The sequence below is a fragment of the Pigmentiphaga sp. H8 genome (assembly GCF_003854895.1).
Lineage (GTDB): Bacteria > Pseudomonadota > Gammaproteobacteria > Burkholderiales > Burkholderiaceae_B > Pigmentiphaga.
Genome location: NZ_CP033966.1, coordinates 580,265 through 592,179, shown reverse-complemented (window position 1 = coordinate 592,179; position 11,915 = coordinate 580,265). Strand labels below are relative to the sequence as shown.

Sequence of the window (11,915 nt, the reverse complement as noted above, 5' to 3'; positions counted from 1 at the left end):
TTTCCTTGGTGACTGGACTGGTTGGCCCACGGCGATCGGCCGCGGGCCATTTGAGAAACAAAGAGTGCTGCTTACCAGCGGAAGTGGCTGAATGCCTTGTTGGCCTCGGCCATCTTGTGCGTGTCGTCGCGCTTCTTGACCGCGCCGCCGCGGCCTTCGGATGCGTCCATCAGCTCGCCGGCCAGGCGCAGGTCCATGGACTTCTCGCCACGCTTCTTGGCGGCCTCGCGAACCCAACGCATAGCCAAGGCCAGGCGGCGCACGGGGCGCACTTCAACCGGCACTTGGTAGTTGGCGCCGCCGACCCGGCGGCTCTTGACCTCGACGATGGGCTTGACGTTGCCGATCGCCTGACCGAACACCTCGATGGGGTCCTTGCCGGTCTTGGTCTGGATTTGTTCGAGGGCGCCGTAAACGATCCGCTCTGCAACGGCCTTCTTGCCGGAGAGCATGACGACGTTCATGAATTTGGCGAGTTCAACGCTGCCGAACTTGGGATCGGGCAGGATTTCACGCTTGGGTACTTCGCGACGACGAGGCATTTCTACTTCCTATGTCTTCAGTTGAACCGCGGGCTTTCGCCTACGGCCGTGGCCTGTCATGTTGGGCTTGCGCCCCGACGGGCCCCTTACTCGCGCCGCCCCTGCGAATCAGGACGCGGCAACGCAACGGGTAAAGCGGCAAGACCCGGAGATCAGGCCTTCTTGGGGCGCTTGGCGCCGTACTTCGAGCGGGACTGCTTGCGATCCTTCACGCCTTGCAGGTCCAGCGAACCGCGGACGATGTGGTAGCGCACACCCGGGAGATCCTTCACCCGGCCGCCGCGCACCAGCACCACCGAGTGCTCCTGCAGGTTGTGGCCTTCGCCGCCGATGTACGAAATGACTTCGTAACCGTTGGTCAGGCGCACCTTGGCAACCTTACGCAGAGCCGAGTTCGGCTTCTTGGGGGTCGTGGTGTAGACACGGGTGCAGACGCCGCGACGCTGCGGGCTGCTTTCAAGAGCGGGCGACTTGCTCTTGGCGTGGCTGGATTCGCGCGGCTTGCGCACGAGTTGGCTGATAGTTGGCATAAGCCCTCTTCCGTAACCTTTTGGGGTCTTTTGGTTAGGTCTGCGGCCTACGTCACAAGGCCCAGACGTCTACAACAAGCCATCCGGCAGCGCGGCCCCGAGCAGGAAGCCGCAACCGGGGCGAACCGGAAGAGGAACATGCACGGGCCGCACGATCGTGCGGCATGAAAACCTGCTGGGGGAGGAACGCCGCGACGCGGCTCTTGAGAAAGGCAGTGTTTGCGGGACATCCGAGCGATTGTGCCTGCCGGATATTGCAATTCTGCACATCAAAGAACGCGCGGCCCGGGCGAGCCGACTCCAGAGAGCTTGCCATAATAGCGTGCCCCGCGCGAGACTGTCAACGAAAGATCTGCTCGGGCGTACCGCGGCGGGCACAAGGGGCCCGGACTAACTAGAATGGCGCGTCGCCACACTCGCCGCCGGCCCGATCCATGCCCAGAACGAAAAAAGACGCCCCGGCTCCGCGCGGCGCCGGCCGGCCCATCGACAGCCAGTCGGTAGGCCGGGATCGTATCATCGACTGCACCGTGGGCCTGCTCAAGCGCCGCACCCCGGAAGAACTCACCATCCTCGAGATCGCCGCCGAAGCGGGGGTGAACCGGTCGCTGGTGCGCTATTACTTCGGCGATCTGCGGGGTTTGCTGCACGAGGTGACCGAATTCCTCATGCGCCAGCTGCAGGACCGCATGGAACAGGCGCTGCGGCAGCCGGGGCCCCTGCGCGAGCAGCTCAAGGCACGCCTGGCGCTGCGCCTCGAGTTCATGCGGCAGCATCCCCATTTCGAGCGGCTGGCGCTGGCCGAGATCTACCATGCCCCCAGGAGCGAGGACGACGCGGACGCGCCGACGCCCATCCAGCGCGTCACCGCGCGCGGGTTGGAGATCACCGCCATGCTTTTTCCCGAGGGCGCGCCCCCGGCCGTCGATCCGCGTTTCGTGCACCTGATATTGATAGGCGTGCCCGCCTTCGTCTCGACGGCCCAGCCGCTCATCGAGACCCTGTTCGGAACCGGCCCCCGGGCCGAGACGATGATGGATGCCTACGTCGACTTCGTCGCGCGCATGCTGGAAGACCAGATCCGGCCGGAAGGCGGCAAGCAGCCCCCCTCGCCCGGCACCTAGGGATTCCCCCGGCGTTGACGCCCGGTTCCAGCCGCCTTATCCTGATTTTAATTACCACTTATGGTAATTATTGACCGGCCGGATGCGGGCGGGTTCGGGGGATGGCCTTGGAATATCTGCGCAATGCCTGGTATGCAGCCGCGGCGGAAGCCGAGGTCACGCGCACCCCCCTGCGCCGGGTGCTCCTGGATACGCCGGTGGTATTGTTCCGCGGCCTGGACGGCGGCCCCGTCGCCCTGCAGGATCGCTGCGCGCACCGCTTCGCGCCGCTGTCCCGGGGCACCGTGCATGGCGACGAAATCCAGTGCGGCTACCATGGGCTGCGCTACGACCGCACCGGCCGGTGCGTGCACAACCCGCACGGCCCGCAGATCCCCGCCCACGCCGGCATCCGCGCCTATCCGCTGGTGGCGCGCTACGGCTTCATCTGGCTGTGGGCGGGCGATCCGGCGCGCGCCGACGCCGCGCTGCTGCCCGACCTGTCTCCGTTCGACGCACGGCCGGGATACCGGACGCAATGGGGCTACCTGCGCATCGAGGCGCACTACCAGCTCGTCATCGACAACCTGCTCGACCTCAGCCACGTCGAATACCTGCATCCCGCCTTTGCCACCGGCGGCGCCATCGGCAATACCCGCCATGAAGTCCTCGAGGCGGATGGCGTGGTCCATGCGAACCGCTGGAAGCCGGGCTGTACCGTCAGCCCGCTGCTGGGCCGGTGCTGGGGCAGGCCCGGCGCCACCGGCGACGCGCGGTCATGCATCCGCTGGCATCCCCCCAGTACCCTGTTCCTGGACGTCGGCGCCACCGAGGCCGGCGCCGACCCCCGCGACGGGGTCACCCTGTCGTTCCTGCACCTGCCGACGCCGGAAAGCGGCACCCGTACGCATTACTTCTGGGCGGCAACGCGCAGCCAGTCCCCGGCCGACGACGAACTGACCGACTGGATACAAGCGACCACCGAACGCGCCTTCATGCTGGAAGACGAACCGATGATCGAAGCGCAGCAGGACAACCTCGGACCGGGCGCCGACATGGCGTCGCTGCATCCGGTCTACCTCGCTCCCGACCTGGCGCCGGTCAAGGCGCGCCGGATGCTCGCCCGCCTGATCGAAGCCGAACGCAACGCCCAATCCCCCGGCACCCGCTAGCCCCCCGCCCTGCCCCCGCCATACACGTGAAGGAGTATCCGCCATGCTGCCTCCCCGCTCATCGATACTGCGCGCCGTCGGGTCGCTGGCCTGTTGCTGGGCGCTGGCCGGGACCGGCGTCCAGGCTGCGGCCGCGCCGGAAGAGATCACGGTCCTGACCCCCGCCCCGCCCACGCTGCCCGGGTTCGCGCCGTGGATACTGGCGCAGGCCCGCGGCTACTACCAGGCCCAGGGCCTGAAGGTGAACCTGATGGCGGCCAATGGCGGCGGGGTCCAGGTGGCCAAGCAGGTGGGCGCCGGCACCGCCCTGGCGGGCAGCTCGGTGGGCGACGCCCCGCTGTTCCTGCGGCCCAACGGCATCCCCATCAAGGTCGTCGCCGTGCTGGGCGGCCACTCCCTGATGCGCGTCGTGGTCCACGAGGACGACACCCGCATCAAGACACCGGCGGACCTGCGCGGCAAGACGGTCACGGTCGGCTCGTACACCGATTCGATCTATTACAGCTTCCTGGGGATGCTCAAGCACTACGGCGTGGACAAGAAGGCCGTGAACGTCCAGGCCGCCGGCCCGACCGGCGTCTGGAAACTGTTCGCCACCCGCGAAGCCGACGCCATGGTCGCCACGCCCGACTGGGCCCTGGCGGCGATCAACGCGGGCGCCAAGGTACGCGTGTTCCATGGCGACCAGGTATTTCCCGGCCTGCCCCAGGCCATCGTGGCCTCGGACGAAACGATACGCACCCGGCCCGAGCTGGTCCAGAAAGTGGTCGGCGCCACCCTGCGGGCCATGCGCGAGATCATGCAGGACCCGGACGCCGCCGTCGACGACTTCATCGCCGCCGCTCCCGCCTACCAGGACAAGCGCGACTACGTCGCGCAGATCATCGGCGCGTACGCCCGCGACATCTATCCCGGGCAGGCCGTGCCCGGCAAGATGGACCCGGCCCTGCTGGGACGGCTGCAGGACTTCTATGTCAAGGAAGGCTTGCTGGCCAGGCGCGCGCCGCTGGAAGACTTCTATACCGACCGCTTCGTCGGCAAGGCGCCGTAGCGCCCCATCGTCCGGAGACATCATGCTGATCCGCCCCCTTACGCCGGCCATAGGTTCGGAAGTGCTGGACATCGACCTTGCCGACGCGGCCGAGGTCACCCGCCACGCCGACCGGCTGCGCGCCCTCCTGGCCGAGCGCCAGGTCATCTTCTTCCGCGAGCAGCGGCTCTCGCCCGATGCCCAGGTGTTCTTCTCGCAAGTGTTCGGCAACGTCGAACCGGTGTCCTCGACCTTCCCGTCGCACCCGGCCAACCCCTACGTGGAAATGCTCGTGACCCGCGGCAAGGAGACCGGCACCGACATCTGGCACGCCGACCTGACCTGGCAGCCCCGCCCGCCGGTGGCCGCCTGCCTGTACGCGGTCGAGGTGCCCGAGGTAGGCGGGGACACCATGTGGGCAAGCATGACGGCGGCGCACGACTCGCTGGACGAAGGACTGCGCCGCTACCTGGCGGGCATGACCGCCGTTCACCATTGGGAAGCCCCCGCGCTCGTGAACAACCTCAAGGGCAAACCCGACGGCGACGAGCAGTACCACGCCATGCGCCGCCGCTATCCTCCGGTGGACCAGCCGGTCTTCCTGGCCCATCCCGCCACCGGCAGGCGCGTGGTCTTCGTCAACAGCCTGTACACCACGCGCATCAACCAGATGGGGCACGACGACGGCGCCCACATGCTGTCCTTCCTGGCGGGCCTTGCGCGCGTGCCGGAATGGCAGGTGCGGTTCAACTGGCGCAAGGGCTCGGTGGCCGTCTGGGACAACCTGGCCACCCAGCACTATGCGGTCAACGACTACTACCCCTCGCCGCGGACCATGCACCGCGTGTCGATCCGCTAGGGCCGGCACGCGCGGGTCAGCTCCGGCCGCGTACTTCCGGCGGCTCCTGCACCTGGGGCGTGGCCGCCGCCAGGATCTCCGACCGGTTCCCACTGCGTGGCGGATAGATGCGCTCGCGGTTGATGGTCCGCTTGGTCGCCTTGGCCGCTTCGCGCGTCGAGATGATCCGGCGGTCCCAGCCGCCGGTATAGACGGCGCCCCACTCGCCCAGGTCCAGCACGGTCACGTACCAGTCGATGTACAGGGGCAGCATGGGTTCGCCGATCAGGTCCGCCGCGACGTTGTAGCCGGCGTAGCGGCCCATGGGCCGGCCATGCTGGCAGGACATGACCGAGGCATGTTCGCCATCGAGTACCGCGCGGGCGGCGTCCCCGGCGGCGAACACGTGGGGCATTCCCCGCACGCGCATGAACTCGTCCACTTCCAGGCGGCCGAGCCCGTCCCTTGCCGCGGGGAAGGCATCGCCCAGGCCGTTGGCCCGCATGCCGGCGCACCAGACGACGGTCGCCGCCTCGATCCGCTCCCCGCCGGCCAGCGTCGCGCCGCGTGCGTCCAGCGCAGCGATGGACACGCCCGGGCGCATTTCCACGCCCTGGGCAGCCAGCGCCTCGACGATGACGGGCCGCGCCTCGTCGCCCATGTCCGGACCGATGAAGGGGCTGGCATCGGCCAGGACGACCCGGGGTGCCGGCCGGTCGTGCGCCTGGGCCGACAGCTTCGCAAGCCTGGCTGGCAGTTCGCACGCCAGCTCGATCCCGGTCAGGCCCGCCCCTACGACCAGCACGCGCAGCCGGCCCGGGTCCCGGCCGCCACGCGCCAGCGCGTGCAGGTGCGCATCGAGCCGCTTGGCGCCGTGATAGGTATCGATGTCGAAGGAATGCTCGGCCAGGCCGGGAATGGATGGCCGCTGCACCCGGCTGCCCAGCGCGTAGACGAGGCGGTCATAGCGGACGGGCACCACGCCCGCGTCCGTGCGCACCTCGACCACGCGGCGCTCGGCATCGACGCCGGTGACCACGCCCCGGAGCCGCTCCACGCCTATCGGATCCAGCACCTGCGAAAACGGTACGATGGTCGCGTCGAGGTCCTCTTCGTAATTGCGGACGCGGATGCTGTGGAAATCGTTCTGGTCGACCAGGGTCACGCGCACGGCATCCGGCCCGATGCCGTGTTCCTCCAGCTTCCTGGCGGCGCCTACCGCGCTCCACAATCCGGCGAAGCCGCCGCCCAATACCACGATGCGTTTCATCTAGACAGCTCCTTTGCTTCAAACATAACAGGCCGGCACGCTACATGCCGATGTAGTCGCGCACCAGCTCGGGTCGGTCCCGCAGCGCTTGCGAGGAGCCCCGCCACACGACGGCGCCCTTCTCGAGGATGTAGTGGCGATCGGCCACCCGCATCAGCGGTCCCAGGTTCTTGTCGATCACCAGCAGCGCGAGTCCGCGCCGCTTGAGCAGTTCGATGCAGCGCCAGATGTCGCCCCGGACCAGCGGTGCCAGCCCTTCGGTGGCCTCGTCCAGGATCAGCAGCTCCGGCGCCGTCATCAACGCGCGGCCGATGGCGAGCATCTGCTGTTCGCCGCCGGACAGATGGCACCCCAGGTTCCGCTCGCGCTCGCGCAGCCGCGGAAACATGCCGTAGATGTCGTCCAGGGACCAGCCGGCCGTCCGGCTTGGCGACACGCGCGCCGTGGCGATCAGGTTCTCGCGTACCGTCAGGTTCGGAAAGACCCGCCGGCCCTCGGGCACCAGCCCCAGGCCGGCCCGCGCGATCTGGTGCGCGCCCAGTGGCCGCAGGCTGCGGCCCCGCCATTCGACGTCGCCTCCCCGCAGCCGCAACAGCCCCATGATGGACTTGACGGTGGTGGACTTGCCCATGCCGTTGCGGCCCAGCAAGGCGACACATTCGCCGGCGTGGATCTCCAGGTCGACGCCGAACAGCGCCTGGCTGGTTCCATACGCCGCCTCGACGCCGCTCAGGCTGAGCAGCGGCGCCGGCGTCCTCTCGTTCGACCGGACCCGTTCAATCATTTCCATCTCCCAGGTAGGCGGTGCGCACCTCGTCGTTGCCGCGGATCTCTTCCGGCGTGCCGCAAGCGATGACGCGGCCGTAGGACAACACGCTGATACGGTCGGCCAGGGCAAAGACCGCGTCCATGTCGTGCTCGACCAGCACGATGCTGTAGGCACGCTTGAGCTCGCGCAGCAAGTCCACCAGGCCGGCGGTTTCCTGCCGGCTCATGCCCGCCATGGGCTCGTCCAGCAACAGCACTTCGGGCCGCATGGCCAGCGCCATGGCGATCTCCAGTTGCCGCATCTCGCCGTGGGCCAGCGTTCCCGTACGCCGCCGGGCGGCCGACGCCAGCCTGACCCGCTCGAGCGCGTCGCGCGCCGGGCGTGCCAGGCTCTCGTCGCCACGGGCCCGTCGCCAGAAACGGAAACTGTGCCCCTGCCCCGCCTGCACCGCCAGCATCACGTTCTCGAGCACGGTGAACTCCCGGAACACCGACGTGATCTGATAGGAGCGCCCCAGGCCCGACAGGGCGCGCCGGTAGACCGGCATGCGCGTGATGTCCCGCCCCCGGAGCGTGATGCGGCCGCTGTCGGGGGCGATCTCTCCGGCCAGTTGATGGATGAGCGTGGTCTTGCCCGCGCCGTTGGGGCCGATGACGGCATGAAGCTCGCCCTTCTTCAGCTCGAGGCTCAGGTCGTCGGTCACCTTCAGGGCGCCGTAGCGCTTGGCCAGCCCGCTCGCGCACAGGATGTCAGTCATCGGCGTCTCCACCCGTCGCCACGGCGCCATAAAGCCCGCGCCTCGCGAACAGGACGACCCCCACGACGAAAACGCCGAAGAAACCCAGCCAATGGGTACGCACCAGGTCCGCCAGCACGGGAGGCAGTTCGAGCGGCATGCTGGACAGGAACTCCTCCAGCAGCACGAAGGCCGCCGCCCCCACGATCGGCCCCAGCAACGTCGCCATGCCGCCCAGCACGCACATCAGCACCAGATCCCCCGACAGGGTCCAGCTCATGTACGAAGGCGATGCGAAACGAGCCAGGTTGGCCAGCAGCACCCCCGCCACCACCACGATCATCGCCGACAGCACGTAGGCGGCCAGGCGGTAGCGCAGGATGGGAAAGCCCAGGGCCTGCATGCGGCGCGGATTCTGGCGGCTGCCGCGCAGCGCCATGCCGAAACGCGAGCCGACCAGCCGGTGGCACAGGAAACAGACCGCAGCCAGCAAGGCCAGCACCAGCAGGTAGAACTGGTAGGGGTCGCCCAGCGACAGGCCCGGCACGCGGCTGTGCTGCGCGATGGTCAGCCCGTCGTCGCCGCCGTACTGCTTCAGGCTGATCGCCAGGAAATAGAACATCTGCGCGAAGGCCAGCGTGATCATGATGAACGCCATGCCGCTGGTCTTCAGGCAGATGAGCCCCACGACCAGCGCCACGGCCGCGCCGACGGCCAGCGCCACCGACATGTGGACCAGCCCCGAATCCACGCCGTGGGCCGACAGGATTCCCACCGAATAGGCGCCCACGCCCAGGTACATCGCATGGCCCAGGCTGACCATGCCGCCGTATCCCAGCACCAGGTTCAGGCCCACGGCCGCCAGCCCGAGGATCATGATGCGCGCGACCAGGCCGAGCCAGAACGGCTGGCCCAGCAGATGGGCGGCCACCGGCACCAGGCACAGCGCCAGGAAGACCGCGGCGGCGGGAGCGGCGCGGCGAACGGCCATTGCGACGGCCGCCGCGCCCGTGCCGCGCGGCAGTGCCTCCTTGGCATACGGGGTCGAGCTCATGCGTGCCTCACCGGAAAGAGTCCGTGCGGGCGCATGGCCAGCACCAGGGCCATCAGCAGGTAGATGAGCATGGACGCGACCGCCGGACCCGCGGCCTGGGCAAAGGCCTTGCTTGCCAGCGCATCGAACACCGCCGGCAGGAAGGCACGCCCCAGCGTATCGATCAGGCCGACCAGCAGCGCGCCGTAGAAAGCCCCCCGTATGGAGCCGATGCCGCCGGTCACGATGACGACCAGGGTCAGCACCAGCACGGGCTCGCCCATGCCGGGCTGCACCGACAGGATGGGACCGGCCATCACGCCCGCCAACCCGGCAAGGCCGGCTCCCAGCCCGAAGATCAGGGCATTGAGCAGGCGGATGTTGACGCCCATCGCGCCCACCATTTCCGCATCGGCCGCGCCGGCGCGTATCAGCATGCCCACGCGCGTCCGGTTGATCAGGGCATAGAGCGCGAGGCCCGCCGCCAGCCCGACCGCGATGATGGCGAACCGGTACGCGGGATACGGGAAGCCGAACAGGTCCACCGTTCCGGACAGCACCTGCGGCACATTGATGTAGACCGGCGCCGGCCCCCAGGCGAAGCGCACGATCTCGTTGAAGACCAGGATCAGGCCGAACGTGGCCAGCACCTGGTCCAGATGGTCGCGCGAGTACAGGCCGGCCAGCACCAGGCGATCGACCGCCAGGCCAATCAGTATGGTGGCGGGCACGGCCAGCAGCAGCGCCAGCAGGAAGGAGTCGAAGGCCCCCAGCATGGCCGCCGCCAGATAGGCGCCCATCATGTAGAGCGATCCGTGCGCGAGATTGACGAAGTTCATGATCCCGAACACCAGCGTGAGGCCGGCCGACATCAGGAACAACAGGATGCCGAGCTGCAGGCCGTTCAGCACCTGGGTGGCGATGAGTTGAGCGTTCATGGCGCGGGCGTCATTCCATCGGGCATTCGGCGTGATAGGCATCGCGGTGGTCCTTCAGCGGAGTTGCGATGGTCTTGAGCGTCACGCGGCCGCGCGCATCCTTCATCACTTCGAACACGTGCATGTCCTGGACGGGGAAGTTGTTGTTGCCGAACCTGAACGCGCCGCGCACCGACGGAAAGTCCGCCTGCCTGAGCGCCGCCATGAACACGCTCTTGTCCTCGACGCGGCCGCCCACCTTCTTCAGCGCCGAATCCAGCAGCTGCGCGCCGTCATAGCTCTGCGCCGCGTAGTGGGAAGGAATGCGTCCGTACTTCTTCTCGAACCCGGCCACGAAGGCGCGGTTGGCCTCGTTGTCCAGGTCCGGCCCCCAGGCGGTGCCGGTGATCACCCCCAGGGCGCTTTCACGCTGGGCGGGAAGGTTGATGGCGTCGGTCGTGGACGCGGACAGCACCGGTATCCGGCCCAGCAGTCCCGCCTGCTGGTACTGGCGCAGGAAGTTCACGCCCAGCCCGCCGGGATAGAAGACGAACACGGCATCGGGCTTGCTGGCCGCGATCCGCGTCAGCTCGGCGGAAAAGTCCTGCTGGCTGAGCGGGGTATAGATTTCATCCAGCAGCGGCGCCTTGTAGTAGCGCTTGAACCCGGTCACGAAATCGAAGCCCGACTGATAGTTGGGCACCATGGCGATGACCCGCTTGTAGCCCTTGGACGCGGCGTAGTGGCCCACAACCTCGGCCTGCTGGTCGTTCTGCCACGAGGTGCTGAAGAAATAGGGCGAGCAGGCCTTGCCGGCCAGCTGGCTGGGCCCGGCGTTGGTGCCGATCAGGAAGACCTTCTTCTGCGTGACGCGCGGATGCACGGCCAGCATGACGTTCGAGAACGTCACTCCGACGATGATGGGCACGTCGTCGCGGCCCGTCAGGCTCTCGACCAGTTGCACGCCCACCTCCGGCTTGAGCTGGCTGTCCGCCTTGACCACGCTGATCTCCCGGCCGCCCAGCTTGCCGCCGTTGCGGTCCAGATAAAGCATGAAGCCGTCGTACATGTCCTGGCCCAGCGCGGCCTGCGGCCCCGACAGTTCGGCCATGAAACCGATCTTCAGTTTCTCCTGCCCGGCCGCGTGCGCGGCGGCCAGGGTCGCCAGGGCCATGCAGGCCCCGATGCAGACGCCCATCAGGCGATGGTGCTTTTTCATGTCGTCTCCTTCCGCCCGCCTTGTCGCGAACGTTGTCGTTACCGGTCCGCATCTCGTCGTTCCCGGCCATAATCTGGATATTTAATAACCAGATTTAGAAGCGGATTCTGGTCTCGTTCACGACGCTAGTCAATCACAATCTGGATGTGTATAGTCCGGATTATCCATTACGAGGCATGAGCCATGAGGATGAGTGAAGGCGTGGAATGGGGCCTGCATTGCTGCGTGGCCCTGGGTTGGATAGGGCAGGACGAGGTGGTGTCCACCGCCAGGCTGGCGGCCAAGTTCGGGCTGCCCGCCGCCTATCTGAACAAGTCGCTGCAGGCGCTCGCGCGGGCCGGCATCCTGGCCTCGTCCGCCGGACCCAAGGGCGGCTTCCGGCTGGCGCGCCCGCCGGCGCGGATCACCCTGCTCGAAGTGGTCGATGCCATCGAGGGCCAGGAAGCGGCGTTCCGCTGCTCCGAGATCCGCCGCAACGGCGAAGGCGCCGCGCCCCCGGCCGAATGCCGCCGCCCCTGTGCCATTGCTTCGGCCATGCGCGGCGCCGAAGCCGCCTGGCGCAAGGAGCTGTCGCGCCAGACGATCGCCATGGTCATGGACAAGGCGCCCCGCAGCGCGGCCGAACGCACGGTGCGCTGGCACGCCTTCGCCTGAGCGCCGCAGGCCCGCATTCGTTACTTATTGATACACAAGGTCGGCGTGGCTTTGTGCGTTCCGTCGCGGCTTCTTGGCTAGGATGAGCCATCGTAGGGCAAA

13 protein-coding genes are annotated in these 11,915 nt (G+C 67.8%); 5 read left to right on the top strand and 8 right to left on the bottom strand.

Annotated elements, in window-relative coordinates; all coding sequences use genetic code 11:
- Nucleotides 1-71: 71 nt before the first annotated feature.
- Both rpsG and rpsL read right to left on the bottom strand, forming a co-directional pair.
- Nucleotides 72-542 (bottom strand): 30S ribosomal protein S7, encoded by a 471-nt coding sequence (gene rpsG, locus EGT29_RS02875; protein WP_087838326.1) that lies wholly within the window; start codon nucleotides 540-542, stop codon nucleotides 72-74.
- 152 nt (nucleotides 543-694) lie between these two features.
- On the bottom strand, nucleotides 695-1,072 hold the full coding sequence (rpsL, locus tag EGT29_RS02870; RefSeq protein WP_124687613.1) for a 30S ribosomal protein S12: 378 nt from the start codon (nucleotides 1,070-1,072) through the stop codon (nucleotides 695-697).
- Between the two features lie 434 nt (nucleotides 1,073-1,506).
- On the opposite strand from rpsL, the gene EGT29_RS02865 reads away from it, so the two are divergent.
- The 4 genes from EGT29_RS02865 (at nucleotide 1,507) to EGT29_RS02850 (ending at nucleotide 5,236) form a co-directional block, all read left to right on the top strand.
- Complete coding sequence (locus tag EGT29_RS02865) at nucleotides 1,507-2,196, top strand: TetR/AcrR family transcriptional regulator (RefSeq protein WP_124687612.1); 690 nt, start codon at nucleotides 1,507-1,509, stop codon at nucleotides 2,194-2,196.
- A 101-nt stretch (nucleotides 2,197-2,297) separates the two neighbouring features.
- Nucleotides 2,298-3,347 carry an aromatic ring-hydroxylating dioxygenase subunit alpha gene (locus EGT29_RS02860; RefSeq protein ID WP_124687611.1) on the top strand — a complete coding sequence of 350 codons (1,050 nt, stop codon included), beginning with the start codon at nucleotides 2,298-2,300 and terminating at the stop codon, nucleotides 3,345-3,347.
- Nucleotides 3,348-3,390: 43 nt separating this feature from the next.
- On the top strand, nucleotides 3,391-4,398 hold the full coding sequence (locus tag EGT29_RS02855; RefSeq protein ID WP_124687610.1) for an ABC transporter substrate-binding protein: 1,008 nt from the start codon (nucleotides 3,391-3,393) through the stop codon (nucleotides 4,396-4,398).
- 22 nt (nucleotides 4,399-4,420) lie between these two features.
- Nucleotides 4,421-5,236 carry a TauD/TfdA family dioxygenase gene (locus EGT29_RS02850; RefSeq protein WP_124687609.1) on the top strand — a complete coding sequence of 272 codons (816 nt, stop codon included), beginning with the start codon at nucleotides 4,421-4,423 and terminating at the stop codon, nucleotides 5,234-5,236.
- Nucleotides 5,237-5,252: 16 nt separating this feature from the next.
- Here EGT29_RS02850 and EGT29_RS02845 read toward each other — a convergent pair whose 3' ends face one another.
- From EGT29_RS02845 to EGT29_RS02820, 6 genes are read right to left on the bottom strand one after another with little or no spacing between them, the layout of a single operon-like run.
- Nucleotides 5,253-6,485: an NAD(P)/FAD-dependent oxidoreductase gene (locus EGT29_RS02845; protein WP_124687608.1), complete on the bottom strand. Its 1,233-nt coding sequence runs from the start codon at nucleotides 6,483-6,485 to the stop codon at nucleotides 5,253-5,255.
- A gap of 40 nt (nucleotides 6,486-6,525) precedes the next feature.
- Nucleotides 6,526-7,269: an ABC transporter ATP-binding protein gene (locus EGT29_RS02840; protein ID WP_124687607.1), complete on the bottom strand. Its 744-nt coding sequence runs from the start codon at nucleotides 7,267-7,269 to the stop codon at nucleotides 6,526-6,528.
- Complete coding sequence (locus EGT29_RS02835) at nucleotides 7,262-8,011, bottom strand: ABC transporter ATP-binding protein (protein ID WP_124687606.1); 750 nt, start codon at nucleotides 8,009-8,011, stop codon at nucleotides 7,262-7,264. The genes EGT29_RS02840 and EGT29_RS02835 overlap by 8 nt, the downstream gene beginning before the upstream one ends.
- Complete coding sequence (locus EGT29_RS02830; RefSeq protein ID WP_238160272.1) at nucleotides 8,004-9,044, bottom strand: branched-chain amino acid ABC transporter permease; 1,041 nt, start codon at nucleotides 9,042-9,044, stop codon at nucleotides 8,004-8,006. Before EGT29_RS02830 ends, EGT29_RS02835 begins: the two co-directional genes overlap by 8 nt.
- Nucleotides 9,041-9,961: a branched-chain amino acid ABC transporter permease gene (locus EGT29_RS02825; protein ID WP_124687605.1), complete on the bottom strand. Its 921-nt coding sequence runs from the start codon at nucleotides 9,959-9,961 to the stop codon at nucleotides 9,041-9,043. The genes EGT29_RS02830 and EGT29_RS02825 overlap by 4 nt, the downstream gene beginning before the upstream one ends.
- Nucleotides 9,962-9,971: 10 nt before the next feature.
- Complete coding sequence (locus EGT29_RS02820) at nucleotides 9,972-11,159, bottom strand: ABC transporter substrate-binding protein (RefSeq protein ID WP_124687604.1); 1,188 nt, start codon at nucleotides 11,157-11,159, stop codon at nucleotides 9,972-9,974.
- Between the two features lie 183 nt (nucleotides 11,160-11,342).
- Between EGT29_RS02820 and EGT29_RS02815 the strand changes: the two genes are divergently transcribed.
- Nucleotides 11,343-11,813 carry an Rrf2 family transcriptional regulator gene (locus EGT29_RS02815; RefSeq protein WP_124687603.1) on the top strand — a complete coding sequence of 157 codons (471 nt, stop codon included), beginning with the start codon at nucleotides 11,343-11,345 and terminating at the stop codon, nucleotides 11,811-11,813.
- Nucleotides 11,814-11,915 lie beyond the last annotated feature (102 nt).

What these genes read in the sequence shown, in the direction of transcription:
- rpsG (WP_087838326.1), bottom strand. Translation starts at nt 542, where the DNA reads ATGCCTCGTCGTCGCGAAGTACCCAAGCGTGAAATCCTGCCCGATCCC.
- rpsL (WP_124687613.1), bottom strand. Translation starts at nt 1,072, where the DNA reads ATGCCAACTATCAGCCAACTCGTGCGCAAGCCGCGCGAATCCAGCCAC.
- EGT29_RS02865 (WP_124687612.1), top strand. Translation starts at nt 1,507, where the DNA reads ATGCCCAGAACGAAAAAAGACGCCCCGGCTCCGCGCGGCGCCGGCCGG.
- EGT29_RS02860 (WP_124687611.1), top strand. Translation starts at nt 2,298, where the DNA reads ATGGCCTTGGAATATCTGCGCAATGCCTGGTATGCAGCCGCGGCGGAA.
- EGT29_RS02855 (WP_124687610.1), top strand. Translation starts at nt 3,391, where the DNA reads ATGCTGCCTCCCCGCTCATCGATACTGCGCGCCGTCGGGTCGCTGGCC.
- EGT29_RS02850 (WP_124687609.1), top strand. Translation starts at nt 4,421, where the DNA reads ATGCTGATCCGCCCCCTTACGCCGGCCATAGGTTCGGAAGTGCTGGAC.
- EGT29_RS02845 (WP_124687608.1), bottom strand. Translation starts at nt 6,485, where the DNA reads ATGAAACGCATCGTGGTATTGGGCGGCGGCTTCGCCGGATTGTGGAGC.
- EGT29_RS02840 (WP_124687607.1), bottom strand. Translation starts at nt 7,269, where the DNA reads ATGATTGAACGGGTCCGGTCGAACGAGAGGACGCCGGCGCCGCTGCTC.
- EGT29_RS02835 (WP_124687606.1), bottom strand. Translation starts at nt 8,011, where the DNA reads ATGACTGACATCCTGTGCGCGAGCGGGCTGGCCAAGCGCTACGGCGCC.
- EGT29_RS02830 (WP_238160272.1), bottom strand. Translation starts at nt 9,044, where the DNA reads ATGAGCTCGACCCCGTATGCCAAGGAGGCACTGCCGCGCGGCACGGGC.
- EGT29_RS02825 (WP_124687605.1), bottom strand. Translation starts at nt 9,961, where the DNA reads ATGAACGCTCAACTCATCGCCACCCAGGTGCTGAACGGCCTGCAGCTC.
- EGT29_RS02820 (WP_124687604.1), bottom strand. Translation starts at nt 11,159, where the DNA reads ATGAAAAAGCACCATCGCCTGATGGGCGTCTGCATCGGGGCCTGCATG.
- EGT29_RS02815 (WP_124687603.1), top strand. Translation starts at nt 11,343, where the DNA reads ATGAGGATGAGTGAAGGCGTGGAATGGGGCCTGCATTGCTGCGTGGCC.